The following is a 23,665-nucleotide window of genomic DNA, read 5'->3' on the forward strand; positions in this document are numbered from 1 at the left end:
CCTCGTGCGACTGCGGCCGGCCACCGGCGGTGAGCTGCGGCTGCGCCGGTCCTGGCCGCGCGGCGAGCCACCTGCTGCTCGAGTACACCGATGCCGACGGCGTGCCGATGCCCGGCCAGTGGTTCGCCGACCCGCACCGCCTCCGACGTACGGCCGCACGTACGCCGGCGCCGGCGGAGGTGGTGCGCGAAGCCGGCGTGCTGCTGCAGCCGGCCGGCGCGGACCGGCGGCTGCCCGGCCTGCGCACGCTGCTGCAGGAGCCGGCGAACACCCTCGTCGTGCACCGGCCGGAGCGCCGCGGCGTGGTGCGAATGGCGACGGGCACCAGCTACGCCAAGGTCGTGCGGCCAGGACGCAGCGCGCACCTGGTCGACAACCTGGCCAGGGCGGACGCCGCGGCCGCCTTCGCCGTACCGCGGGTGGTCGACCACGACAGCGCCGCCGGCACCGTGGTCTGCACAACGCTCGACGGGCGCACGCTCTACGACATCGGCGCCGACCCGTCGTGGTCGACCGCCGCCGCGTGGCGGACCTGGCGTGCCGTCGGCGACGCTCTGCGCACGCTCCACGACGCGCCGCTCGACGACGCGCTGCCGGAGCACGGTGCGTCCCGCGAGCACGACACCACCGCAGACTGGCAGCACGCGGCCGTACGGCACGGCCTGCTGCCACCGGTCGATGTCGACGCCGCACTCCGGGAGCTGCGCGCCGGCGCCCCTGGCCCGCTCGGACTGCTGCACCGCGACCTGCACGACAAGCAACTGGTGCGCCGCCCGGACGGCGGCATCGGCCTGGTCGACCTGGACACCCTCGCCGTCGGCGAGTGCGCCCTGGACCTCGCCAACCTGCTGACCCACCTGGAGCTACGGGTCGCCGCCGGCCGTCTCGCCGGGGCCACCGCGGCCGCCGCCCGCGCCGGCTTCCTGACCGGCTACCGCCCGGACACCGCCACCCTGACCCGCATCCCCGCCTACACACCTACGACTACGAGCGGTCTACGCCTTCCGCCCCCGCCTCACCTGACGCCGGCTCACTTGAGCCCGACGGTCACCGCTGCGGTCTCTGCGCCGGCTACCTCGGCCGTCACCGATACCGAGCCCGAGACGGCGTAGACGCTGCCGTGCAGTCGGTACGGCACGTCCTTCGGGGACAGCCGCAGCGCGTCGCTGCCGCGGCCGGTCGCCGCGTCGACCACCCGGACGAGCAGCGGGTAGCCGCCGGGCGTGGGTTCCCCGCTGCCGAGCACCACGATCGACCGGCCGGCCGGCTCGACCGACTCGGCGAGGCCGCGGCGGTCGAGCGTGGGTAGGTCCTGGTGGTCGTTGAGCGCCCTCGGGAAGCGCTCCTCGCGCCGCCACTGCTCGGTGCCGTCGGACGCGGCGAAGCTCGTCAGCCGCACCTCCTCGCCACCGCCCTTGACGGGGGCCGTACCGGCCACCACGAAGCCACCGGCCCTGCTGTACTCCGCCGTGTACGAGTAGGTACCGCCAGGCGGGTGCTCGCCGACCATGTACCTGTAGTGCTGCCAACGCACCCGCCCGGTCTTCGCATCGAGCGCAGCCACCAGCTGACGCGAGTGCTCCGCCGTGTGCGGCGCGCTGACGAACAGCGTGCCGTCGTGGTAGACGAGGCCGTTGTCGGCTGGCACGTGCCGTTTGTCGGTCCAGCGCCAGCGCGGCTCGCCGGTCTCCAGGTCCAGCCGGACCAGCGCGCCGACCCATCCCCAGCCGGGCGACGCCACCTGTCCGGACACGCGGCCGCAGCTCACCACCACGCCGTCGCCGGCCGCGACCAGGCCGGTCAACGCGCAGCCCTGGTGACCGCGATACCGCCAGGCCCGTGCGCCGTCGAACCGGTACCCGGTCACCTCGGCGAGGAACCGCCCGGTGGGCTGACCAGTGACGACCATGTCGTCGCGTACGGCGAGCGGCGTGTCACCGGCCGCGGCGAACCGGGTGAGCAGCTCGCCGCGACGGCTGTCGAAGACGAAGATCTGCGAGTTCGACGCCCCGCCGGCCGCGAACCTACGTACGGAGCTCTCGTTGGTCGCCGCGACCGCCACCAACCGGCCGTCCGGCGACGCGACCGGGCGCCCGAAGAACGACATCCCCCAGCGCGAGTAGCGCCACCGCGGCTTGCCCGTGCTCGGGTCGACGGCGACGATCCCCGGGCCGAGCTGACCGACGAGCCCACCGGCGGACGCCGTCCACTGGCCGATGTCCTGCTGCCAGCGCGCGCCACCGCGGAACGTGGTCGGCCGCTGCGGCCCGAGCGGCTCCGCCGCGACCGACTGCGCCGTGTTCGCCTGGTCGGTCCACTCGTCGGCCACCTGCACACCCACCAGGGTGGTCGCGACCAGGACGAGCACCACCGCCACCGCAGTGACCGCGGTCGGCAGCGCGACCAGCGGTCCGTCGACGTCCCTTACGAGCATCAGTCCGACCAGGTAGAGCAGCCCGGCCAGCACGCCGACGACACAGCCGGCGATGGTCAGTGGGAGCTTCGGGCCCACGCCGAGGCCGATGACCGGTGTCGGGATGGTGCGCTGGGCGAACAACATGCTGAGGCCGGAGACGGCGACGAGGGCGCTGCCGACGCCCACCCGCGCACCCCACGGCACGATCCGGTGCTGTGCACCGGCGAGCAGACAGCCGAACACCGCGACGATCACCCACAGCGGCGTCACCCAGCCGCCCGGCACCGGCGCCTCGTCCCGGGTTCCCAGCACTGCCGGGCTGAGGCTCGCGTACGCCAGCACCACCGCACCCGTGAACGCCGCGACCACGCCGGCGCCCAACAGCACCATGGCGACACTGCGACGCACCGGAAGCGGCATGGCAACGGGTGTGTCTGTCACGCGCTGAGGCTAACCACCCGATACCGGACGCCAGGCGCGGGGATCACCCTCGCGACCCCGGTCAACGACGCCAGCCGGCGGTGGCCAGCTCGCCGCCGTACGCGTCGCGGTCACCGGCCGGCTCCCACCGGCGCGGCGCACGACCTTCAGGGACCACCCAGGGTGCGATGGCGAGCACGCCCGCCATGACCGCGGCGCACGTGCCGGTGATCGCGGCCGCGCCGCCCGCGTAGCCGGCGAACAGACCGAGCCGGTGCATCTGGTCCGGTGGCGTCTGCGCGGTGGCCAGCAGGGTGAGGACGCCGATGGCGAGCAGCACCACGGCGGCGAACCCCAGCAGCGGCAAGGCACGCGACCGCCGCGGGCTCGCCATCCGGGTCGACCTGAACGTCGCGAACGCGCCGACGGCAGCAGCGCAGGCGCCCACCACCAGGCAGGCGGCGATGACGTCGCTCGGCCGGTGCCACCGTGCGGAGAGCGTGCCTACGCCGGTCAGCGCCGCGTACGCCACCGCGAGCAGGGCGAACCCGCCGCGCATCCGCGCCGGCACCACCAGCACGACCGCGACGGCCACCGAGAGCGCGACCGTCGCGTGCCCGCTCGGCAGCGTGTTGAACAACCCCCCGGTCACCCCGCCTGGCAGCGCCGACGGCAGGTCCGGGCGGTCGAAGACCAGCTGCTTCAGGACCTGGGTGGTCAGGTTCGCACCGACGAGCAACGCGCCGACCCCGAGCGCGAGCGCCGCCCGGCGCCGCAGCAGCGCGACCACCACCACGACGACGAACGCGATCACCACCGAGGCGACCGACACCAGCTCGAGCACCCCGTACACCAGCTCCGCGATGTGCCCGAACCCGATCGTCGACCCGGTGATCGCCACGGTGTCCACGTACCGACCAGTAGCGGTCGTGACGAACACGTGGTGCATGACCACCACCGCCACCGCCTGCACGACCGCGCAGACGGTGAGCAGCGTCGTACGCCGAACTCGCTCCGCCATACTTCGAGCGTAAACGAGACAGCGGCCACCTGGGCGCCCCGGGCCGGTCAGCCGAAGACAGCCTGCGGCAGCCAGGTGACGATGGGTGGCGCCAGCGTCATCACCAGCAACGCGAGCGCCAGCACCGCGACGTACGGCAGTACCGCCCTGCTGAGCTGTCCGAACGAGACGGTACTCAGCTTGGTCAACACATACAGCAACGCGCCGACCGGCGGGGTCAACAGGCCGATCATCAGGTTCACCACCACGATGACGCCGAAGTGGATCGGGTCGACGCCGAGTTCCATGGCGATCGGCAGCAGCACGGGAACGAAGATCACGATGGCCGGCACGGCGTCCATCGGCATCCCCACGATGAGGAAGAACACCATCGTGACGAGCAGGAACGCCGTCGGCCCGAGATCCAGCTCGGTCACGACGGCGGACAGCGTCTCGCCGAGCTGGCCGAGCGTCAGGACGAACGTGAACGCGCCGACGACGGCGAACAGGATCATGATGGTCGAGCTGAACACCGCGCTGTCGGTGAAGATCCCCAGCACGTCGCGGGGTTTCACGGTGCGGTAGACGACCATCCCCACGACGAGCACGTAGGCCGCCGCCAACATGGCGATCTCCGTGATCGTCGCGAAACCGCCGAAGATGCCCGCCACGATGAGGGCGGGGGCGGCGAGTGCGGGCAGTGCGTCCCGCACCAGGATGCCGAGCTGACCGAGCGAGCGGCACCCACCTTCCCCGGCCGGCAACAGGCCACGGCGCGCCTGCCACGAGATGAGCACCAGCAGTGCCGTCGCCAGCAACAGAGCCGGCCCCACGCCGCCGATGAACAACTGCCCGATGGACAGGTTGGTGACCAGCGCGACGAAGATCATCGGGATGCTCGGCGGCATGATCGGGCCGAGCACCGCCGCGCTCGCGTTGACTGCGGCCGCCCGCTCCGGCCGGTAACCCTCCTTGCGCATGGCCGGCAGCATCACCGCGGAGACGGCCGCGGCGTCCGCGGGTGCACTGCCTGACACCCCGGAGGCGAACACGTTGACGCCTACCGATGCGTACGCGAGGCCGCCACGCAGCCGGCCGAGGAAGAACATCAGCAGCCGCACGATGCGCGTCGTCATCCCCGTACGGTTCATCAGCTCGCCGGTGAGGATGAAGAACGGGATGGCCAGCAGCTCGTAGCTGGAGACGCCCTTGGCCATCGTCGTCGGCAACGTCGTCGCGTCGGTGAGGCCGAGCACGCCTACGGTGATCAACGCCGAGCCGCCCATGGCAACCCAGATGGGCAGGCCGACCGCCATCAGCGCGAACAGCAGGGAGAAGAGAAGGACGACTTCCACGCGGCTCCCTCACTCCCCCGTGCCAGGTCGCTGCGCAAGCGCCCGCACGAACTCGGCGGTGCGTTCGACGGCTGCGGCGACGATCTCCGTGCCGGCCTCGGCCGTCGCGTACCGTGCGTCGCCGAAGGCGCCGTTGCGAGTGCGCGAGCCGAACGACCGCGGCACCTGCAGCGCGTGCGGCTGATAGTTGTCCTCGAACGGCAGGTAGTCGTCGGTGAGGTCACCGGGCTCGAGCGCATCACTGCGCACGAGCTCGGGCACCAACGCCATGGCGACGCTCGTCTCGATCTCGCACGCGTGCCCCCAGCGCGTCGTCTTGCGGAGGCCGGCGATCACGTCCGCCGCCTGTGTCATCCAGAACGCCGACGCCGCCTCGATACCGTGCTCGTGGGTGAGCTCGGTGATGAGTACCCCGAGGATGTTCTCGTTGCCCCGGTGGCCGTTGACGAACACGACCTTGCCGATCCCGTGCCGTTGCAAGCTCCGTGCGACGTCGGTCAGTACGGAGGTGAAGCTGTGCGCCGAGATGCTGATCGTGCCGGCGAACCCCATATGGTGGGCCGACAGCCCGTACGGCAACGCCGGCGCGACCACGGCAAGCGGTGTCACCCGCTGTGCCACCTGCCCGGCGATCTGCTCGGCGATCCGCCAGTCGACGCCCATCGCGAGGTTCGGGCCGTGCTGCTCGGTGGCGCCGACGGGGATGAGCGCCACCGTCGGGCGCGCGTCCGCGAACTCCCCGGTGGTCTGCTGCGCGATCGGATGGTTCACACGCCCTCCTCCGTGGTCGGCGCCCGCAGCGGGCGGGTGAGTGCCAGCACCACAAGCAGTGCGGCCGCGACGGGGATCGCCAGGTACGCCCACGCGGTGGAGATGTGCAGCTGGACGTACTCGATGCCGCCGCGTACCTGCGTCACCCGTGCGCCTGCGATCGCCAGGATGCCGAAGAAGACCAGCTCGGCAGCTCGGATCACCAGGGCATGGGCCCCGGCCACCAATCCCCGCAACCGGTCGACGAGGAACCCGGTGACGATGTGGTCGGCCCGCGCGTAGGCGGCGACCGCCCCGAGCATGGTCAACCAGAGGAAGAGCAGCACGCTCAGGTCGGTGACCCACACCCAGCCACCGCCGGCGGCGCGGGCGACGATCTGCACCATGTTGACGGTGAAGACGACGAGGAACGTGATCCCGGCCAGCCACGCGCACGACGTGCCGATGGCGCCATTGACCCGTTGAAGAGCTCGGCTCACGGACGATCTCCAGGCTCAGTCGGTCTGCTTCTTCAGCCGCTCGACCTCGGCCAGCAGGCCCTTCGGCCACGACTTCCCGTCGAACTTGTCGAACTCGCCGTCCACGGCGGCGCGGAAGGCGGCGATGTCGGGCTGTACGACCGTCACCTCCTGCTTCAGCGTCTTCATGGCCTCGTCCATCTGCTTGTCCACCTGTGCGGTGTTGTACGCGCCGGCCTTGTTGCCCGCCTTCACCAGGGCCTTGCGCTGGCTGTCACATAGCGACTGCCACAGCTCCTCGCCCGCGTACCAGGACCGGGCGTCGCGGATGTAGTCAGTCGGCATGTAGTAGTCCTGCACCTCGTGCAGGCTCTGGTTGACCATCGTGATGGCGCCGTTCTCCTGCGCGTCGACCACGCCTTGGCGTAGCGACACGTAGAGGTCGGACAGCTCGATCGCCTGTGGCTTGGCCCCGACCACCTCGGCGAACGCCTTCGGCATCGGTGCTTCCGCGATCCGCAGCTTGAGCCCCTTCATGTCATCGGTGTTACGGATCGCTTTGTTGGCCGACAGCGCACGCGGTTCGGCATCGCCGTTGATCGCGATGACCCGTACGCCGGTCTTCTTCGCCGCCTGCTCGCGCAGCTTGGTGAACTTCGGTGAGCCGAGCACCCGGATCATCTGGTCGTAGTCGTCCCAGATGAACGGCACGCTCGACACCAGGAAGGCCTCCGCGCCCTTGAGGGTCGGGTAGATGCTGATGCCCTCGTAGAACATGTCCGCACCCTCGCCGGACTTCATCGCGGCGAAGATGTCCTCGAAGCTGCCGAGCTGGCTGTTCGCGAACACCTTGACGGTGATCTTGCCATCGGTCTCGTTGTCGACGAGCTTGGCGAACCGCTTGGCTGCCAACGTCGCCGGGTCGGACTCCGCGCGGATGGTGGCCAGGCGCAACGTCTGCGTGCCACAGCTGCCGTCGGCGGAAGTCTCCTCGCTACCGGTGACGAACGAACACCCGGTCGCGGTCAGGGCAACGGCTGTCAGCGACGCGAGGAGCGTCGTCCGGAGTCTGTTCGGCATGGCTTCTCCTGTTGGGAAGGCGTCCTCACCGAGCGGCGAAGACGAACTCGATCTCGACGGGGGACTTGCGGGGCAGCGCGGCGACTCCGACGGCGGAACGTGCGTGCCGACCGGCCGAGCCGAAGACGGCGCCGAGCAGTTCGCTCGCGGCGTCGATGACCCGCGGCTGGTCGTGGAAATCCGTTGTGCTGGCGACGAATCCGGTGACCCGGAGCACCGAGGCGATCTGGTCGATGCCACCGACGAACTCGGCCGCGCAGGCCAAGCCCTGCAGGGTGCAGACCCGCGCGGCGTGCTGTGCTTGCTCGACCGACACGTCCGCGCCGACCGTTCCGGTCACGCGCACCTCGCCGTCCTCCTTCGGCAGCTGACCGCTGACGAAGACGAGGTCCCCGTATCTGGTGGCCGGCACGTAGTCGAACGACGGCACTGCCGCCGGCGGGAGCTGCAGGCCCAGCTCGGCGAGCTGCGTACTGGGAGTGGACATGCTCATCGCTGCCTTTCCGTGTGCAGGTAATGGGCTGCCCCCATGGCTGCGTCGGCATACCGCGGGCGGAAGGCCAGGTGCCTCTCCGCCCGTCTGGTGTCGAGCAGCGGTAGTCGCACGCCGGCGACCGTGCCGGCGGCCACGTCCGCGACAGCACCAGCGGCCGCGGCGAGCTCGGTGGCCAGTTCCGCGAGGCTGCCGCGGTGACCGGTGACGTTGTAGACCTGGTGCGGCTCCGCGACGGCCACGGCGGCCAGCACCGCCGACGCGGCGTCGTCGACGTGCATCCAGTCGGCGACGTCGGTCCACGCCTCGATCCGCGCCGGCTCGTCCGCCACCAGGTCAGCGACGAAGCGCACGAGCGACTGCTGGCTACCGCCGTACCACCGTCCCGGTCCGTACACCAGCGGCAGCCGCAGCGCCGTCGTCTCGACGCTGAGCTGCGCAGCCAGCACCCGGCCGAGCTCCTCGCAGGCGACCTTCGACGCGCCGTAGACACTGGCCGGGTGCACAGGTGCGGTCTCGTCGACGTCTCCGGCGTACTGCTCCGGTGGGCCGTACACGGTGGTGCTGCTCGACCAGACCACCCGGCAGCCGACCGCGGCCGCGGCCTGCACGGCGTGTACGAAGCCACAGACGTTGACGTGTGCCGCGCGGTCCGGACGCTGACTCGCGCCGCTTGCCAACCCGGCCCCGCCCTCGCCGTACGCGGCGAGGTGCACGATCGCCCGTGGCCGGATCCGTTGCGCCGTCTCGGTTACCGCAGTCGCGTCGGTGAGGTCGAGGGTGTGCCTCGGCACCTCGGTAAGCTCCGGACGCAGCCGTCGCGGTTCGTGGACGTCGACGAGTACCGGCGCGTACCCGTGGTCGAGTGCGGCCGCCGCGACGGCTTGGCCGACGAAGCCGGCACCTCCGGTGATCAACAACGTACCGTTCACCGGTCGCTCCGCAGCCGTTCGATCGCCTGCTCGTCCAGCTCCACGCCGAGCCCTGGCGCGTCCGGGATGGTGACGACGCCCGCGGACACCTGCAGCGGTTGCAGCGCCAGCTCGTCGCGCAACGCGTTCGGCCCCCGGTCGAACTCGAACCGCAGCGGCTCCGACACGTGTTCCGGAGCCGGGTAGTCGGGCACGGCGGCCAGCAGCTGCAGCGACGCCGCCTGCCCGACCACGCCGCACCACACGTGCGGGCTGAAGCGGACGTTCCAGGTCTGCGCGAGGTGTGCGATGACCCTCGCCTCGCTCAGCCCGCCACACTTGCAGACGTCGGGCTGCACGACGTCGACGAGCCGTTCGGCGATGAGGTCACGGAAACCGAACCTCGTGTAGAGCGCCTCGCCGCTGGCCGTCGGCACGCCGGCGGCACGTACCAGCCGCATGCCGCCGACGTCCTCGGGCGGCACGGGTTCTTCGGCCCAGGCGAGGTCGAGGTCGTCGAGGCCGCGCAGCACCCGCAACGCGACGTCCGCGGAGTAGTTGCCGTTGAAGTCGACCATCAGCGCACGGTCCGCACCGATCACCTCGCGCGTCGCTTCGACCCTGCGCCGGTCCTCGGCAGGCCCCAGGCCGAGCTTGATCTTCACCGCGTCGAAGCCCTGCTCGACCGCGGCGGTGATCTCGTCGACGAACGCCGCGAGGTCGCGGGTCGCGGTGACGTAGCCGGTCGACGCGTACGCGGTCACCCGGTCGCGCACCCTGCCGCCGAGCAGCCTGCCGACACTGACGCCGAGCGTCCGCCCGAGGGCATCCCACATCGCGACGTCGAGCGCGCTGGCCGCGGCGACGTGCGGACCGCCGTACGTGGAGTGGTAGCTGCGCTGCAGGTGGTGGGTGAACCAGCCGCTGGCCGAGTCGAGCTGCCGGTCGATGACCGTCGGGGCCAGCTCCCGCACGCATGCGCCGACCACGTCGACCGAACCGAACGCCTCGCCCCAGCCGATGACACCGTCACTCGTCGTCAACCGCACCAGCGTCGACTGCCGGGCCGGCAACCGGCCGCGCGCCGAGCCGTACGCCGCGCCGTCCGGGAGCTGGTACACCAGCGGCACCGACTCGATGCTCTTCACCGTGGGCAGACTCATCCGCGTTCCCCCAGCAGTTCGGACATCCGCGCCGCGGGCGTGAGGACGTCGGGATCGGTGCGTACGGCGAGCACTCGCGGCCGGTCGAAGTCCTTCGCGGCAGCGAGCTGTTCGTCCAACTCGTCGGCGGTGTTCACGGTCGCGGCCTCGGCGCCCAACGCACGCGCGTACCCGGCCACATCCACCGGGCCGATGTCCACCGCGCTCGGCCGACCGTTCGCACGTGCCTGGTGCAGCGCGATGGTGCCGTACAAGCCGTTCTGGAACACGATCGTCAGCACCGGAGCGCCCATCCGACTTGCGGTCTCCAGCTCCTGACCGGTCATCAGGAAACCACCGTCGCCGCAGAGCGCGACGGCGTTGCGGTGCGGCTCGGCGAGCGCGGCGCCGATCGCCGCGGGCAGGCCGTACCCCATGGCACCCGAGGTGGGCGCGAGCTGCGTTCGTGCGTGCTCGAACCGCCAGTAGCTGTGGCCGAACACCGAGAAGTTGCCGGCGTCGCTGGTGAGCACGACGTCGTCCGGCAGTTGCCTGTGCATCGCGGCAACCACCTGCGCGGGGTGGACGCCGTGCTCCGTGGTGTAGCCGTCAGGGTCGGAGAGGTCGAGGTACGTACGGTGCGCGCGCGTCCAGTCGCGGCGGTGCGGCTCGACCGGGCGGTCGAGCAGCGCGTCGGCGAACGCCTCGACGGTGGCGACGACACCCCGCTCGACCGGCACGACCGCGCCGATCGACTCGGCGGCGACGTCCACCTGGATCACCCGCGCGCCGGGTGCGGGCAGTGCATAGGCCTGGGTGGTGATCTCGCTGAGCCGGCAGCCGAGCGCCAGCACCAGGTCCGCGGCGCGCAGCGGCTCCAGCAGCGGCGGCGGCGTGCCGAGGCCGAGGTGGCCGAGGTAGTTCTGGTGGCTGTTCGGGAACGCGTCCTGCCGCCTGAAGCCGGCATAGACGCCCAGGCCGTACGCCTCGGCCAGCCGGACAAGCGGATCGTGCAGGTCGTGTGCGCCGCGGCCGAGGATGGCGACCGGACGCTCGGCGTCCGCCAGTGCGGCGGCGACAGCGGTGACCTCCGCCGGCGACGGACGCGGCGACGGCGGCGTGGGTACCGGGACGGCGGCTGGCGGGCACTCACCCGCGAGCACGTCGGCAGGGAACGCCACCATCGCAGGACCTGGCCGCCCGAGGGTGCTGCGCCGCAGCGCCTCCCCGACGGTCGCCGCGGCGCGGTCGGCGCGGGTGACCGTCGTCGCGTACGTGGTGATCTCGGCGAAGAACCGCGGCAGGTCGACCTCTTGGAACGCCTCCTTGCCGAGGTGCGGCGTCTCGACCTGGCCGAGCAGCACCAGCATCGGGGTGGAGTCCTGTCGCGCGGTGTGCACACCGATGGCCAGGTTCGATGCCCCGACGGCGCGGGTGCCGAGCGCTACCGCCGGCCGGCCGGTGAGCTTGCCCTCCGCCTCGGCCATGAACGCGGCACCGGACTCGTGCCTGGTGGAGACGAGCGTGATGTCCGGGTGCCGGTGCGCCGCGTCGATCAGTTCGAGGAAGCTCTCACCAGGCACGGTGTAGAAGCGCCGCACGCCGGCGGCGGCGAGCAGCTCGACGACCGCGTCGCCTGCGTTGCCCGTCATCCGTCCTCCCCGGTGTCCTCGCTGGCGAGCCGGCGGTAGACGCCGTTGATGTGGTCGCGCGCGGCGGCCAGCAGCCCGGCCACGTCACCACCGCGCAGCGCCTCCAGGAAGCGCCGGTGCTCGTCGTTGGCGCGGCGGGCCTGCACGACCGAGCGCCCCTGGTACAGCCGGGCGAGCTGCGCGTGCACCTTCAGGTCGTCGTAGGCGTCCAGCAGGAACGGGTTCCTGCAGGCCGCGACGGTGAGCCGGTGGAACCGCGCATCCAGCTCGTTGAACTCGCGCACGTCGAGCTCGTCGGCCGCGGCCAGCTCGTCCAGCTGTCCGGTGATCGCGTCGAGCTCCGTCAGCTCGGCCGCGGTGATCTGGTCGGCTGCGCGCTCCAGCGCCCCGCACTCGATGACCTCGCGACCGTCGAGCAGCTGCCGCAGCCCCGTCTCGTCGAGCAGCGGAGTGACGGTGAACCCGCGGTACGGCTCCGCGCTCACCAGCCGCTCAGACGCCAGCCGGTTCAACGCCTCCCGCAGGGGTGTGTGGCTGACGCCGACATCCTGCGCGAGGCGGTCGATGTTGAGCCGCTCGCCCGGTGGGAGCTGCAGATCGATGATCCGCGAGCGCAGCAGGCCGTACACCCGGTCGGCCAACGCGTCGCGCGACAGAGGCGTCGCCTGACGATTCATGGATCCTATATGATCTAGGAACTAAGATCTTGTCAAGTGCGGCGACCGTCCGGGAGCCGATGACCGACCGCGGCGGGCGGTTGCGCCCGTGGGGCAAGCTAGGGGTGATCATGCTTCCGACCAGAAGGCGCAGCCCATGCGATTCGGCATCTCCATCCCGCAGCTGACGACCACGAACGCCTTCGACCCGGTCGCGTTCCGCACCTACCTCACCCGGGCGGAGGAGCTCGGCTTCGACAGCGCGTGGACAATGGAGCAGGTGCTCGGCGCCACCCCGTTCCTCGCGGCGAACGAGGTGCTGAGCCATGCGGCCGCCGTCACCGAGCGGCTCCGGCTGGGCTGCGTGGTCTACGTCGCTGCGCTGCACAACCCGGTGCACCTGGCGAAGACGCTGAGCACGCTCGACCAGCTCAGCCGGGGTCGGCTGGAGGCCGGCCTCGGCGTCGGGGCGCCGCGGGTGCAGTACTCCGCATACGAGGTCGACCCTGGCACCAGGGTGGCCAGGCTGACCGAGGGCCTGCGGCTGATGAAGGCGCTGTGGACGCAGGAGCGGGTGACGTTCGACGGTCGGTTCTGGCAGCTCGACGACGCCGGCATGGAGCCGAAGCCGTTCCAGCAGCCGCACCCGCCGGTCTGGTTCGGCGCCAGCCATCCGGACGCCCTGCGGCGCACCGCCCGCCTCGCCGACGGGTTCTTCGGCGCCGGCTCGTCCACCACCGACCAGTTCGTCGAGCAGGTGCCGGTCGTCCGGCGCCACCTCGCGGAGTTCGACCGCGACCCGGCGGAGTTCCGCATCGCGAAGCGCGTCTACATCGCGGTCGACGACGACGCCGACCGGGCCAGGCAGCGGATGGACGACGCACTGGTCGCGGTCTACGGCGAGTTCGGCAAGAGGCTCTCACCGGTCGCCGTCGTCGGTCCGCCGGACATCTGCGTGCGGGAGCTTGAACGGGTGCGCGAAGCCGGCGCCGAGCTGATCCTCGTCAACCCGCTGTTCGACTACGCCGAGCAGCTGGAGCGGCTCGCCGCCGACGTCCTCCCCCGCCTGGCCTGACCGATGCCGCCGACGATCACCGACGAGCAGCGCCGGGCACGGTTGGCCGTAAGGCACCGGCTCACGCCGCAGACGGCAGGCCGGTCGCCGGTCGACGCGGCCGAGGCCGTGCTCGCCCTGCACGCCACCGACCCGGCGTCGGTGTTCCTGTCGGCCAGGGCCCGCGGCAACGGCACTGCCGTCGAGGACGTCGAGCAGGCGCTGTACGTCGAGCGTTCTGTGGTCCGGATGCTCGGCATGCGCCGCACGATGTTCGTCACGCCCACCGACCTCGTGCCGGTCGTCCACGCCGCATGCACGAAAGCTGTCGCGGCGAAGGAACGTACGAAGCTGCTTGAGTTCGTGGCACAGACCGGCTTCACCACGTCACCGCAGCGCTGGTTGCGCCGCGTCGAGCGCGACACCCTCGACGCACTGCGTGCCCGCGGCGAGGCCACCGCCTCGGAGCTGACCGAGGACGTACCCGAGCTGGGCCGCAAGATCCTGGTCGGGAGCGGGAGGTGGCAGGCCGAGCAGGGGGCGGCCACCCGAGTGCTGTTCCTGCTCGCCGCCGACGGCGAGGCCATCCGCGGCCGGCCAAGGGGCTCGTGGCTGAGCACGCAGTACCGCTGGGCGTCGACGGACACGTGGCTGCCCACCGGCCCGCTGCCCGACCTCGACACCGACGCGGCCCGCAGCACACTGGCACGCCGCTGGCTGTGGGCATACGGGCCGGCCACCGAGGCGGACCTGAAGTGGTGGACGGGCTGGACCCTCACCCAGACCAGGCGAGCACTCGCCGGGCTCGACGTCGTCGAGGTCGAGCTGTCGAACGGCACCGGCTACCTGCTCGCGGACGACGTCGACCAGGTCGCCACCCCGCCACCGTGGGTCGCGCTGCTGCCCGCACTCGACCCCACGGCGATGGGCTGGACCGGACGCGACTGGTTCCTCGGGCCGCACCGCGACGCGCTGTTCGACGACGTCGGGACGAGCGCTACCGACGCCGTGCACGAGGCCGCCGGCGCGCTGCAGACGTGGCTCGGCCCCGCCCGCATCACGCCGCGCTTCCGCACCCCCGCTCGAGCGCGAGCTCACCACTTGACCCGTCCAGGGAACCCCCGCCTCAGCAGGTGCAACACTAACTTGACCGGGCGGTCAATCAAGCCTAACTTGGGAGGCGTAGTGATCCGCCGGAGATCGACGGATCCCCTCTGAAACGAAGTGGGTGAGATCTCCATGCGTAAGTGGACACGCTGGCAGGACTGGGCCGCCCTGGTGATCGGGGCGTACGCGATCCTGTCACCGATCTGGACTCCGACCACGGCAATGGCGACGACGTCGCTCGTCATCTTCGGTGTCCTTCTCGCGGCCGCAGCCCTGTGGTCACTGGCCGCTCCCGGCTTGGTCGCGTTGGAATGGATCCACGCCGCGCTCGGCGTCCTCGTGTTCATCTCGCCTTGGGCGCTGCTGTACTTCGGCGACACGACCGCCATGTCGTGGACCGCTTGGATCGCCGGCGCACTCGCGGTCGTCGCCGGGCTGTGGGCCGTTCCGGCGAGCAGCAAGGCGCACGACAAGGCGGTCCCTCAGGGCTGACTCCGCTTGCGGATGACCGCGGGCAGCCGCGATCATCGGCCGGTAGCACGCGGGTCGGTGGGTCACTTGGCCCCCGACCCGCTCATCCCACGGCGGCGGAGGCGGCATGAAGGTCACGGCGAAGCGTGCGAAGAAGGACAAGGCCGCCGAGATCGCTGCCCGGGAACGCATCCTGGACGCCGCCGAGGAGATGTTCGCCGCCGGCGGCTTCGCCGCGACACCCACGGCACGTATCGCGCACGCGGCACACACGCCCAAGGGCCTGCTGTTCTACTACTTCCCCAAGAAGATCGACATCCTGCTCACCCTGCTTCGCGAACGGCTGCCGGCGGCACCGCTGTGTCAGCTGGACGGACTCGCCCAGCCCGGCGACATCACCGGGTCGCTGCGACGCCTCGCCACCAGGCTCGACCTCGGGCGCCACGAGTCGGTCGTGCTTCGCGCAGTGCTGATGCGTGAGGTGGACACCCATCCGGACGTGCAGGGCCACCTGCGCTGGCTGGCCAAGGGACTCATCGACCTCACCGAGGCAGTACTCGACGCCGCTTCGGGCAAGCCGCTCGACCCGTCCCGGCGCAGGGACGCCGCGGAGACGTACGTCTCGGTGATGCTGTTCGAGGCGAACTCACGGCGGTTCGACGGCCCGCAGCCGGACCTACACGCGGCAGCACGCATCGTCGCCGCCGGGCTCGGGTCCACCGGATGACGGTGACGCTCGACGTGCTCGCGGACGAGCTCGCGGTGTGCCGGCTGCCTGCGGACGCGGCAGTCGCGGTGCCACCGGCGCCTGCCGCGCTGTACTCCGTCACCCGCACCGCGGACGAGGTGTCCGTCGTGTGCCCGGCGACGCTGGCGCCGGCGGCAAGCACGGTGGAAGCAGGGTGGCGCGCACTGCGGGTACGCGGGCCGCTCGACTTCACGCTCACCGGCGTGCTCGCCGCGATCGCCGACCCGCTGGCCGCCGCCGGCATCCCGATCTTCGCGCTCTCGACGTACGACACCGACTACGTGCTCGTGGCCGCGGCCGACCTGCCGGCAACCGTCGACACCCTGCGCGCCGCCGGCCACACGGTCGACGCGTCCTAGCGGCCGAGCACCTCGCGCACGAAGGCGAGCTTCTTCACCTCGTGGAAGGCTTCGCCACCCTCGTGCTCGTTGTACGGGTACACCTCGATGTCGCGCGGCCCACCGTACGCGTTGTAGGCGGCGAACACTGTCGACGGCGGGCAGATCTCGTCCATCAGGCCGACGGAGAACAACGCCGGTGCGGTCGCGGCGGGCGCCAGGTTGACGCCGTCGAAGTACGCCAGTGTGCGGAAGACCCGGTCGACGTGGTCACGGTGCACCTTCAGGTAGCGGCGGATCTCGGCGTACGGGTCGCTGTCGACGAGCTCGACGGCACGGCGGAAGTCGCAGAGGAACGGTACGTCGGGCAGCGCCGCCCGCACGTCGTTGCGCAGGGCGGCCACGGCCAGCGTGATGCCGCCGCCCTGACTGCCACCGGTGACCACTACGTTCGCGACGTCCACCGCAGGGTGCTCGCCCACGGCATCGACCGCACGGACGGCGTCGACGAAGACCCTGCGGTAGTAGTACGTCTCCCGGTCGAGGATGCCGCGCGTCATGAAGCCGGGATGGTGGGCGTTCGCGCCCGACGGCTCGGGGTCGCCGGTGTCGCCCGGCGTGCCGGCACTGCCCTGTCCCCTGGTGTCCATCACGAAGTGCGCGTAGCCCGCCTGCGCCCACAACGTGTTCTGGTGGGCGAGGCCACGGCCGCTGCCGTAACCGATGTACTGCACCACGACGGGCAACGGCACAGCTGCACCTGCCGGCACGTGCAGCCACCCGTGCACCGGCTGGCCGTCCCAGCCGGCGAACCGCACGTCGAAGGTGTCAAGCAACCGCAGGCCGGTGTCGTGCGGCGTCCACGAGACGTCGATCGGGTGGCCGCGCACCGATTGCAACGAAGCGCTCCAGAACGCGTCGAAATCGCCCGGTCGCTCGACCTTCGACCGGTACGCACGGAGCTCGTCCAGACCGAGATCGAAATGTGGCACCGGAACCTCCAGGAAGCTAGCCCACTACCGAACGCAGGAACGAAGCCAACAGCACCAAGCCGAGCAACAGCACGACCAACCACACCATCGCGCTCGTCGACCATGCACTGTTGAGCACTCCGCCGGAGTGCAGCGGCCGGGCCAACGCGACGACGGTGCGTTTCGCTACCGGCACCAGGCTGACGGCGAGCCGGTCACGGGCCCACGCCACGCCGCGCACGGAGCCCCGCCAGGCCGCCGGCCACAGCTTCCGGTAGACCGCGTCCGCGTCCAGGTTCACCGAGCGCAGCTCCGGTGGGTACAGGCCGGTGCGCATGAGGACGGTGAACGCGAGTGACGCGAGCACGAGCAGCTGGAGCTGGTTGACGACGTGCGCCGTCGTGTAGGGCACGTAGTCGACCGGGTACGGCAGGATGCCGTACAGCAGGTCGGGTGCCACACCGATGCCGATGCAGATGAGTGCCGCGATGCCCATGGCGACGCGCATGTTGATCGGCGCTTCGTCGACGCGGTAGCCGCGGTCGTGCGCGAAGAACGCGAAGAACGGGATCTTGATACCGGCGTGGTGGAAGACACCGGCCGAGGCGAACAGCAGCAGCCCCCAGATGACCGTGCGGTGGTCCTCGGCCACCGCCTGCATGATCATCGACTTGGTCGCGAACCCGGAGAAGAGCGGGAACGCGGAGATCGACGCCGCACCGATCATGCACAGCACGGTCGTCTGGGGCATGGACTTGTAGAGACCGCCTAGCTCCGAACCCTTCACCGTTCCGGTGCGTAGCAGCACCGCACCCATGCTCATGAAGAGCAGACCCTTGAAGATGACGTCAGCAAAGGCGTGTGCCGCGGCGCCGTTGATGCCCAGCGCGCCACCCATGCCGACGCCGACGACCATGAAGCCGAGCTGGTTGATCATGCTGTACGCGAGCACGCGTCGCAGGTCGTTCTCGATCACCGCGAAGAAGATCGGGAAGCAGGTCATGATCGCGCCGACCACGATGAGCAGCTCGGTGCCCGGGAAACCACGGGCCAGCGCGTAGATCGCGAACTTGGTGGTGAACGCGGAAAGCACCACGGTGCCGATGACCGTGGCCTCCGGGTACGTGTCCTGCAGCCACGAGTGCAGCACGGGGAACGCGCACTTGATCCCGATCGCAAGCAGGATCAGCACGCCGCCGGTGTTGTCGACACCGATGGCGTCGAACTGCAGGTCGTAGCCGGCGTTGAGCCGCACGATGATGCCGGCGAGCATCAACAGCCCGGACAACACCTGCGCGGCGAGGTACCTGACGCCCGCGCGGAAGCTGCGTTCGTTGCGCCGCGCCCAGATGAGGAAGACCGACGAGAGCCCGGCGAGCTCCCAGAACACGAACATGGTGACCATGTCGCCGGCGAGTGCACCACCGACCGCGGAGCCCGCGTACACCAACGTGGACACCTGCTGCACCGTGTCACGGACGTGCAGCGAGTAGATCACGCACAACAGTGCGGCGATGAGGAAGACCGTCGCGAAGACGCGGCCGAGCGCGTCCACCCGCAGGGGTTCCAACGTCATCCCGAGCAGCTCGAGCTCGCCCGCGCTCCCCTCCGGCAGCGTCCAGAGCAACGCCATGCCGGCGACAGGGAGCACGAGCATCCACGCACCGCGGAGCCAGCGCCGCAGCAGCGGCACGGGGATGGCTCCGAGGATGAGCAGGAGCGCGGGATTACTCGTCATCGCGCGCCTGTTCTTTCTGGTCGTGCTCTACCTTCGGGTCGTAGTAGTCCTCGTCCCTGCGCAGCACCCGGCGCAGCTCCTTGGCCGTCAGCACCAGCAGGAAGCTGCCTACGAAGCCGAACACCCCGTAGAACCCGAACCAGCCCTCCGCAGAGAAATGGGGATGCTTGTCGTAGAACAGGTCGGCGGCGAGCAGCAGTCCACACACGATGAACAGCGCGTAGACGATACGCGTCACGTTGCGCGGCTCGTCGAGCCAGCGGTGGTCATCCTTCATGGCGCCCCCAAGACCTCGGAGATGGGCGCGATCAACGCGTCCGGGAAGAAGAACAGCGCGACGCCGGCGAGCGCGGTGAGGACCAGCGGCACCACACACGCGACCGGCGCCTCGCCGTGGTGCAACGGCTGCGGCGGCGGCCGGAAGAACGCCCGGATCGGGATCGGCATCAGGTACGCCAGAGCCAGCAGCGAGCCGAGCAGCAGCAGGATCACCATCACCGGCTGGATGTCCTTCGCAGCACCGAGCAACAGCAACCACTTGCTCCAGGTGCCGCCGAGCGGCGGCAGCCCGACGATGGACACCGAGGCGATGAAGAACGCGCCGAACGTCCACGGCATCGCCCGGCCGAGCCCGTCCAGCTCGCTGACCTTCGTCTTGTGCGCAGCCGTATGGATAGCGCCGGCACAGAAGAAGAGCGTGATCTTGCCGACCGCGTGCGTGACGATGTGCAACGCCCCGCCTGCGGCGGCGACGTCGTTCGCGAGCATCGCCGCCAGCACTATGTACGCGAGCTGGCTCACCGTCGAGTACGCCAACCGCGCCTTCAGGTTGTCCCTCGTGATGGCCACGAGCCCTGCGACGAGCAACGTGAACGCCGTCACCCACATCATCGGCGTCGCCGCGTCGGCGCTGCGCAGCGCGTCGATGCCGAAGATGTAGATGACGATCTTCAGCACCGCGAACACGCCGGCCTTGACCACGGCGACCGCGTGCAGCAACGCGGAGACCGGCGTAGGCGCCACCATGGCCGAGGGCAGCCACCAGTGGAACGGCATCAACGCGGCCTTGCCGATGCCGAACGCGTACAGGAAGACGAGGACCGTCATGATCCCCGGGCCGGCGCGGGCCCGCAGGATGCCGCCTTCGACGAAGTCGGTGGTGCCGGCGATCAACCAGGTCCAGATGATCGCCGGCAGCAGCAGGCAGATCGACGTGGTCAGCAGGATGACCAGGTAGACCCGGCCACCGCGCTTGGCCTTCTCGTCATCGTGATGGGTGACCAGTGGCCAGGTCGCCAAGGTCAGCATCTCGTAGCCGATGAACAGCGTCACCAGGTTCGCGGAGAACGCGATCCACAGTGCCGCGGCGATCGCCAGCGCGAAGAAGCAGTAGAAGCGGGCCTGCCGCTGCTCCCTGTTGCCGCGCATGTAGCCGATCGAGTACAGCGTGGTCACCGGCCACAGCACGCCGGCGACCGTCGCGAACAGCAAGCCGAGTGGTTCCAACCGGAAAGCCAGCGACAGCCCGGGCAGCCACGTCCACATCTCGAACTGCAGGTCGTCACCGACCACCGGCCACAGGCTCACCACGAGCGCAGCGACGGCGACGCCCGCGACGAGCGACACCAGTTCGCGGACATTCGGCTTGTTGCGCAGAAGGAGCACGACGAACGCCGCAACGACCGGCAGCGCAACAGTGGTGGGGAGCACAGCGGCGTGCTCGGGCGTCAGCCAGCCGAGCTGGGCGGTCATGACGCACCCCCGAGCAGCGCCCTGGCAGCGCCCTCCGCAAGGCTGTCCAGCCGCGCCGGGTCGATGCCCAGGTACAGGGATGCGAGCACCAACAGCCAGGTGGCCGCCACCATCGACGCCGGCGGCGACTCGACCGGTCCGGTCGCCGGCGCCTCCCTGAACCAGCAGACCTCGACGATGCGGCCGACGTAGACCAGCGCGAGCAACGAGCTCACAAGCACGACCGCGACGAGCACCCATTTGCCGTCGGTCACGAGCGCGACCACAAGCGCCCACTTGCTCACGAAGCCCGCGGTCGGCGGCACACCGACCAGTCCGAGGCCGGCGAGCACGATGGCGGCGAACGTCCACGGCATCCGGCGGCCGAGCCCGGCGAGCGCACTGAGCCGCACCGAACCCAGGCGCAGCAGCAACATGCCGGCCACGGCGAACAGCGCCGCCTTCGTCACGCCGTGGTTGACCAGGTGCAGGTAGGCGGCGGTGAGACCGCCGACGCTGTGCAAGCTGAACCCGACCACGATGTAACCGATCTGGCCCACACTCGACCAGGCCAGCAGGTACTTCAGGTCCTTCTGGAAGCAGGCGACCGCCGCGCCGATGACCATGCCGGCGCTGCCGATGACCATGCCGATGGTGTCCACCGGCAGCATCCGGAAGACCAGCGTGACGCCGAAGACCGTGTAGGCGAACCGCATGAACGCGTAGATCGCCACCTTCGTGCTGGTCGCCGCGAAGAACGTGCTCAGCGCCGAGGGCGCCTCCGCGTAGGCGTCGGGCAGCCACGCGTGCAGCGGGAAGACGGCCATCTTCACGCAGAGGCCGACGAACGTGAACGCGACCGCAGCGGTCAGCGCACGGTTGCCGTAGACGTCGGGCAGCCGGGCCGCGAGGTCGGCCATGTTCAGCGTGCCGGTGACCGCGTACGCCAGTCCGATGCCGATCAGCAGGAAGGTCGCGCCGATGGTGCCGATGATCAGGTACCTGAACGCCGCCAGCAGCGCCCGGCGCCGCCGTCCCATCGCGATCAGCGCGTACGAGGAGAGCGACGCGATCTCGAAGAAGACGAACGCGTTGAAGGCGTCACCTGTCGCCGTGACACCGAGCAGACCGGTGAAGGTCAGGCACGCGCAGGCGTACACCAGCGGGATGCGGTGACGGTCGATCTCCGCCTCGATGCTGCGCTTGGCGTAGATCCCCACCACGAAGCCGATGCCGGAGACCAGGATCAGCACCGGGACGTTCGCCGCGTCGATGACGTACTCGATCCCGACGGGTGGTTCCCAGCCGCCCATCGCGTAGTGCAGCTCCCTGCCGCCGGACACCCGGACCGCAAGCAGCACGGCACACGCGAGCGCGCTCACGGTGGCCAGCAGGAAGAACAGCCAGGCGACCAGGCGGTGCCGGACCAGCACGCACATTGGCGCACACAGCAGGGGCAGCAGCACCTGAAGTGCCGGGAGGTGAGCGGTCATGACGCCGCCGCGCCGTCGGACTCCTCGGCGGCGATCGCCTCGTCCTCTTCCAGCGTCCCGTAGGCGTTGAAGATCCGTACGGCCAGCGCGAGACCGAGCGCCGTGGTCGCCACGCCGACCACGATCGCGGTGAGGATCAGCACGTGCGGCAACGGGTTCGAGTAGACCTCGAAGCCCTTCTCGATGATCGGTGCGGTGCCGCCGACGACCTTGCCGAAGCTGATGTAGAGCAAGAAGACCGATGCCTGGAACAGGTTGAGCCCGATCAGCTTCTTCACCAGGTTGCCGTGGCTGAGCACCGTGTAGAGGCCGATGATCATCAACCCGAAGACGAGCCAGTAGGTGTAGTGCGTGAGGATCACCGCGGCACTCTCCTACCCGCGAAGGCGAAGAACACCACCGTGAGGACGGCAGCCACGGTCACGCCGACACCGAGCTCGATCAGCAGGATGCCGATGTGCTGGCCCTCCTCCGGGTGGTGTAGGTTCAGCGTGCCGTACTCGAGGAACGACCCACCGAGCAGCATGTTCACCACGCCGACGCCCGCGTACAGCAGCAACCCGAGCGGGACGAGGGCGAGCAACACCCGCCTGGGCATGACGCGCCGCCCGCTGTCCAGCCCGAAGACCAGCCCGTACAACACGAACCCTGCGGCGACGATGACACCGGCCTGGAAACCGCCGCCAGGCCCGTAGTCGCCGTGGAACTGCACGTAGAACGCGAACACCAGGATGAACGGCATGAGGATCGTGCTGACCACCCGCAGGACCGGGTAGTCGGTGAGCAACAGCGCGGCGCGCTCGGCTTCCTCCGACTGCCTGGGCAGGTAGGTGAGGATCAACAGCACCGCGACGCCCGCGGTGAAGATCACCGCGAGCTCGCCCAGCGTGTCGAAGCCTCGGTAGCTTGCCAGCACCGAGGTCACCGTGTTCGGCACTCCGATCTCGTGCTGCGACTCCTCCAGGTACGTGTGCGTGATCGGGTGCTCCTGCACCGGGGAGTCCGCCGTGCCGAAGCCCGGCAGGTCCTGGCTCGCGTACAGCAGCATGCCGCCGGTGAAGAGCGCACCGAGGCTGGCCGGCAGCACCCGCCGGCGCGGCGTCTGCGCCTCCCGCGACCGGGTGATGGCGAGGGTGGTGAGGAACAGCACGGTGCTGATGCCCGCGCCCACGGCGGCCTCGGTGAACGCCACGTCGACCGCGTCGAGCAGCACGAACATGCTCGCCGACACCAGGCTGAACAACGCGGCGAGCATGACCGCCCCGTAGAGCGCGCGCATCCGGGTGATGACGATCGCCGTCGCTACGAGGATGCCGAGCAGGGCGATGTTGATCAGTTCGAATGTCGCCATCAGCGCCGCTTCTCCCCCGCGTGCCAGATGTGCACGTTGTCCTTCCGCCCCGCCTGCGCGAGCACGTGGGTCGCTGTCGGGCCGGTCAACAGCATGAACAACACGATCAGCACCAGCCGCACACCGACGCCCCAGTCGGGCGCCTGCAGCAGCAGCCCGAGCAGGATGAAGGTGGCGCCGGCGGAGTCGGTGAGGCCGGCGGCGTGGATCCTGGTGTAGAAGTCCGGCATCCGCAGCACGCCGAGCCCGCCGGAGACCACGAAGACACAGCCGATGGCCAGCAGCACACCGGTGGCGACGTCGAGGATC

The 23,665-nt window shown here is 70.2% G+C and carries 25 protein-coding genes; 6 read left to right on the top strand and 19 right to left on the bottom strand.

All coding sequences use genetic code 11. The annotated features are described in order from the left end of the window. The first annotated feature begins 29 nt into the window (after positions 1 to 29). On the top strand, positions 30 to 1,112 hold the full coding sequence (locus GEV07_14755) for a hypothetical protein (protein MQA03921.1): 1,083 nt from the start codon (positions 30 to 32) through the stop codon (positions 1,110 to 1,112). Here GEV07_14755 and GEV07_14760 read toward each other — a convergent pair. The 11 genes from GEV07_14760 to GEV07_14810 all read right to left on the bottom strand — a co-directional run bounded on the left by GEV07_14760 (position 1,031) and on the right by GEV07_14810 (position 12,375). Continuing rightward, complete coding sequence (locus GEV07_14760) at positions 1,031 to 2,857, bottom strand: PQQ-binding-like beta-propeller repeat protein (protein MQA03922.1); 1,827 nt, start codon at positions 2,855 to 2,857, stop codon at positions 1,031 to 1,033. The genes GEV07_14755 and GEV07_14760 overlap by 82 nt on opposite strands. A gap of 61 nt (positions 2,858 to 2,918) precedes the next feature. Next, entirely contained in the window at positions 2,919 to 3,857 is a 939-nt protein-coding gene (locus GEV07_14765; protein MQA03923.1) for a phosphatase PAP2 family protein, read from the bottom strand. Positions 3,858 to 3,904: 47 nt separating this feature from the next. Further along, positions 3,905 to 5,191 (bottom strand): TRAP transporter large permease subunit, encoded by a 1,287-nt coding sequence (locus GEV07_14770; protein MQA03924.1) that lies wholly within the window; start codon positions 5,189 to 5,191, stop codon positions 3,905 to 3,907. Between the two features lie 9 nt (positions 5,192 to 5,200). Next, entirely contained in the window at positions 5,201 to 6,055 is an 855-nt protein-coding gene (locus tag GEV07_14775; protein ID MQA03925.1) for a creatininase family protein, read from the bottom strand. Next, positions 5,959 to 6,441: a TRAP transporter small permease subunit gene (locus GEV07_14780; GenBank protein ID MQA03926.1), complete on the bottom strand. Its 483-nt coding sequence runs from the start codon at positions 6,439 to 6,441 to the stop codon at positions 5,959 to 5,961. The genes GEV07_14775 and GEV07_14780 overlap by 97 nt, the downstream gene beginning before the upstream one ends. Positions 6,442 to 6,456: 15 nt before the next feature. Beyond that, positions 6,457 to 7,500, bottom strand: coding sequence for a hypothetical protein (locus GEV07_14785; protein MQA03927.1), 1,044 nt, complete (start codon positions 7,498 to 7,500; stop codon positions 6,457 to 6,459). 25 nt (positions 7,501 to 7,525) lie between these two features. Beyond that, on the bottom strand, positions 7,526 to 7,987 hold the full coding sequence (locus tag GEV07_14790) for a RidA family protein (protein MQA03928.1): 462 nt from the start codon (positions 7,985 to 7,987) through the stop codon (positions 7,526 to 7,528). 2 nt (positions 7,988 to 7,989) lie between these two features. After that, the gene (locus GEV07_14795) at positions 7,990 to 8,925 is read right to left on the bottom strand and encodes an NAD-dependent epimerase/dehydratase family protein (GenBank protein MQA03929.1); all 936 of its coding nucleotides are present in this window, start codon (positions 8,923 to 8,925) and stop codon (positions 7,990 to 7,992) included. After that, positions 8,922 to 10,067, bottom strand: a complete 1,146-nt coding sequence (locus GEV07_14800; GenBank protein ID MQA03930.1) for a mandelate racemase/muconate lactonizing enzyme family protein — start codon at positions 10,065 to 10,067, stop codon at positions 8,922 to 8,924. The genes GEV07_14795 and GEV07_14800 overlap by 4 nt, the downstream gene beginning before the upstream one ends. Continuing rightward, a complete protein-coding gene (locus tag GEV07_14805; protein ID MQA03931.1) occupies positions 10,064 to 11,698 on the bottom strand; it encodes a thiamine pyrophosphate-binding protein in 1,635 nt (544 codons plus the stop codon). Before GEV07_14805 ends, GEV07_14800 begins: the two co-directional genes overlap by 4 nt. Next, positions 11,695 to 12,375 (bottom strand): FCD domain-containing protein, encoded by a 681-nt coding sequence (locus GEV07_14810; protein MQA03932.1) that lies wholly within the window; start codon positions 12,373 to 12,375, stop codon positions 11,695 to 11,697. Before GEV07_14810 ends, GEV07_14805 begins: the two co-directional genes overlap by 4 nt. Positions 12,376 to 12,511: 136 nt before the next feature. Here GEV07_14810 and GEV07_14815 point away from each other — a divergent pair, with 136 nt between their 5' ends. The 5 genes from GEV07_14815 (at position 12,512) to GEV07_14835 (ending at position 16,093) form a co-directional block, all read left to right on the top strand. Next, positions 12,512 to 13,429 (top strand): LLM class flavin-dependent oxidoreductase, encoded by a 918-nt coding sequence (locus GEV07_14815; GenBank protein MQA03933.1) that lies wholly within the window; start codon positions 12,512 to 12,514, stop codon positions 13,427 to 13,429. Positions 13,430 to 13,432: 3 nt separating this feature from the next. Beyond that, positions 13,433 to 14,626, top strand: a complete 1,194-nt coding sequence (locus GEV07_14820) for a winged helix DNA-binding domain-containing protein (GenBank protein ID MQA03934.1) — start codon at positions 13,433 to 13,435, stop codon at positions 14,624 to 14,626. 57 nt (positions 14,627 to 14,683) lie between these two features. Then, on the top strand, positions 14,684 to 15,007 hold the full coding sequence (locus GEV07_14825) for a hypothetical protein (protein MQA03935.1): 324 nt from the start codon (positions 14,684 to 14,686) through the stop codon (positions 15,005 to 15,007). 106 nt (positions 15,008 to 15,113) lie between these two features. Beyond that, on the top strand, positions 15,114 to 15,713 hold the full coding sequence (locus GEV07_14830; protein ID MQA03936.1) for a TetR family transcriptional regulator: 600 nt from the start codon (positions 15,114 to 15,116) through the stop codon (positions 15,711 to 15,713). After that, positions 15,710 to 16,093, top strand: coding sequence for an ACT domain-containing protein (locus GEV07_14835; GenBank protein ID MQA03937.1), 384 nt, complete (start codon positions 15,710 to 15,712; stop codon positions 16,091 to 16,093). The genes GEV07_14830 and GEV07_14835 overlap by 4 nt, the downstream gene beginning before the upstream one ends. On the opposite strand, the gene GEV07_14840 is transcribed toward GEV07_14835, so the two are convergent. Genes GEV07_14840 through GEV07_14875 form a run of 8 tightly spaced genes read right to left on the bottom strand, consistent with a single transcriptional unit; the run spans position 16,090 to position 23,664 of the window. Continuing rightward, complete coding sequence (locus GEV07_14840; protein MQA03938.1) at positions 16,090 to 17,064, bottom strand: prolyl oligopeptidase family serine peptidase; 975 nt, start codon at positions 17,062 to 17,064, stop codon at positions 16,090 to 16,092. The two genes, GEV07_14835 and GEV07_14840, sit on opposite strands and share 4 nt — an antisense overlap. 16 nt (positions 17,065 to 17,080) lie before the next feature. Continuing rightward, a complete protein-coding gene (locus GEV07_14845) occupies positions 17,081 to 18,781 on the bottom strand; it encodes a Na(+)/H(+) antiporter subunit D (protein MQA03939.1) in 1,701 nt (566 codons plus the stop codon). Next, positions 18,771 to 19,058, bottom strand: coding sequence for a hypothetical protein (locus tag GEV07_14850; GenBank protein MQA03940.1), 288 nt, complete (start codon positions 19,056 to 19,058; stop codon positions 18,771 to 18,773). The genes GEV07_14845 and GEV07_14850 overlap by 11 nt, the downstream gene beginning before the upstream one ends. Next, positions 19,055 to 20,533 carry a monovalent cation/H+ antiporter subunit D family protein gene (locus tag GEV07_14855; GenBank protein ID MQA03941.1) on the bottom strand — a complete coding sequence of 493 codons (1,479 nt, stop codon included), beginning with the start codon at positions 20,531 to 20,533 and terminating at the stop codon, positions 19,055 to 19,057. Before GEV07_14855 ends, GEV07_14850 begins: the two co-directional genes overlap by 4 nt. Then, positions 20,530 to 22,005 (bottom strand): monovalent cation/H+ antiporter subunit D family protein, encoded by a 1,476-nt coding sequence (locus GEV07_14860; protein MQA03942.1) that lies wholly within the window; start codon positions 22,003 to 22,005, stop codon positions 20,530 to 20,532. The genes GEV07_14855 and GEV07_14860 overlap by 4 nt, the downstream gene beginning before the upstream one ends. Next, the gene (locus tag GEV07_14865; GenBank protein MQA03943.1) at positions 22,002 to 22,325 is read right to left on the bottom strand and encodes a Na+/H+ antiporter subunit C; all 324 of its coding nucleotides are present in this window, start codon (positions 22,323 to 22,325) and stop codon (positions 22,002 to 22,004) included. Before GEV07_14865 ends, GEV07_14860 begins: the two co-directional genes overlap by 4 nt. Positions 22,326 to 22,363: 38 nt before the next feature. Further along, positions 22,364 to 23,356, bottom strand: a complete 993-nt coding sequence (locus GEV07_14870) for a DUF4040 domain-containing protein (GenBank protein MQA03944.1) — start codon at positions 23,354 to 23,356, stop codon at positions 22,364 to 22,366. Further along, a complete protein-coding gene (locus GEV07_14875) occupies positions 23,356 to 23,664 on the bottom strand; it encodes a sodium:proton antiporter (protein MQA03945.1) in 309 nt (102 codons plus the stop codon). The genes GEV07_14870 and GEV07_14875 overlap by 1 nt, the downstream gene beginning before the upstream one ends. Between the last annotated feature and the right edge of the window lies 1 nt (position 23,665).

Source organism: Streptosporangiales bacterium (assembly GCA_009379825.1).
Lineage (GTDB): Bacteria > Actinomycetota > Actinomycetes > Streptosporangiales > WHST01 > WHST01.

What these genes read in the sequence shown, in the direction of transcription:
- GEV07_14765 (MQA03923.1), bottom strand. Translation starts at nt 3,857, where the DNA reads ATGGCGGAGCGAGTTCGGCGTACGACGCTGCTCACCGTCTGCGCGGTC.
- GEV07_14785 (MQA03927.1), bottom strand. Translation starts at nt 7,500, where the DNA reads ATGCCGAACAGACTCCGGACGACGCTCCTCGCGTCGCTGACAGCCGTT.
- GEV07_14790 (MQA03928.1), bottom strand. Translation starts at nt 7,987, where the DNA reads ATGTCCACTCCCAGTACGCAGCTCGCCGAGCTGGGCCTGCAGCTCCCG.
- GEV07_14800 (MQA03930.1), bottom strand. Translation starts at nt 10,067, where the DNA reads ATGAGTCTGCCCACGGTGAAGAGCATCGAGTCGGTGCCGCTGGTGTAC.
- GEV07_14805 (MQA03931.1), bottom strand. Translation starts at nt 11,698, where the DNA reads ATGACGGGCAACGCAGGCGACGCGGTCGTCGAGCTGCTCGCCGCCGCC.
- GEV07_14810 (MQA03932.1), bottom strand. Translation starts at nt 12,375, where the DNA reads ATGAATCGTCAGGCGACGCCTCTGTCGCGCGACGCGTTGGCCGACCGG.
- GEV07_14815 (MQA03933.1), top strand. Translation starts at nt 12,512, where the DNA reads ATGCGATTCGGCATCTCCATCCCGCAGCTGACGACCACGAACGCCTTC.
- GEV07_14820 (MQA03934.1), top strand. Translation starts at nt 13,433, where the DNA reads ATGCCGCCGACGATCACCGACGAGCAGCGCCGGGCACGGTTGGCCGTA.
- GEV07_14830 (MQA03936.1), top strand. Translation starts at nt 15,114, where the DNA reads ATGAAGGTCACGGCGAAGCGTGCGAAGAAGGACAAGGCCGCCGAGATC.
- GEV07_14835 (MQA03937.1), top strand. Translation starts at nt 15,710, where the DNA reads ATGACGGTGACGCTCGACGTGCTCGCGGACGAGCTCGCGGTGTGCCGG.
- GEV07_14845 (MQA03939.1), bottom strand. Translation starts at nt 18,781, where the DNA reads ATGACGAGTAATCCCGCGCTCCTGCTCATCCTCGGAGCCATCCCCGTG.
- GEV07_14850 (MQA03940.1), bottom strand. Translation starts at nt 19,058, where the DNA reads ATGAAGGATGACCACCGCTGGCTCGACGAGCCGCGCAACGTGACGCGT.
- GEV07_14855 (MQA03941.1), bottom strand. Translation starts at nt 20,533, where the DNA reads ATGACCGCCCAGCTCGGCTGGCTGACGCCCGAGCACGCCGCTGTGCTC.
- GEV07_14860 (MQA03942.1), bottom strand. Translation starts at nt 22,005, where the DNA reads ATGACCGCTCACCTCCCGGCACTTCAGGTGCTGCTGCCCCTGCTGTGT.
- GEV07_14865 (MQA03943.1), bottom strand. Translation starts at nt 22,325, where the DNA reads ATGATCATCGGCCTCTACACGGTGCTCAGCCACGGCAACCTGGTGAAG.
- GEV07_14870 (MQA03944.1), bottom strand. Translation starts at nt 23,356, where the DNA reads ATGGCGACATTCGAACTGATCAACATCGCCCTGCTCGGCATCCTCGTA.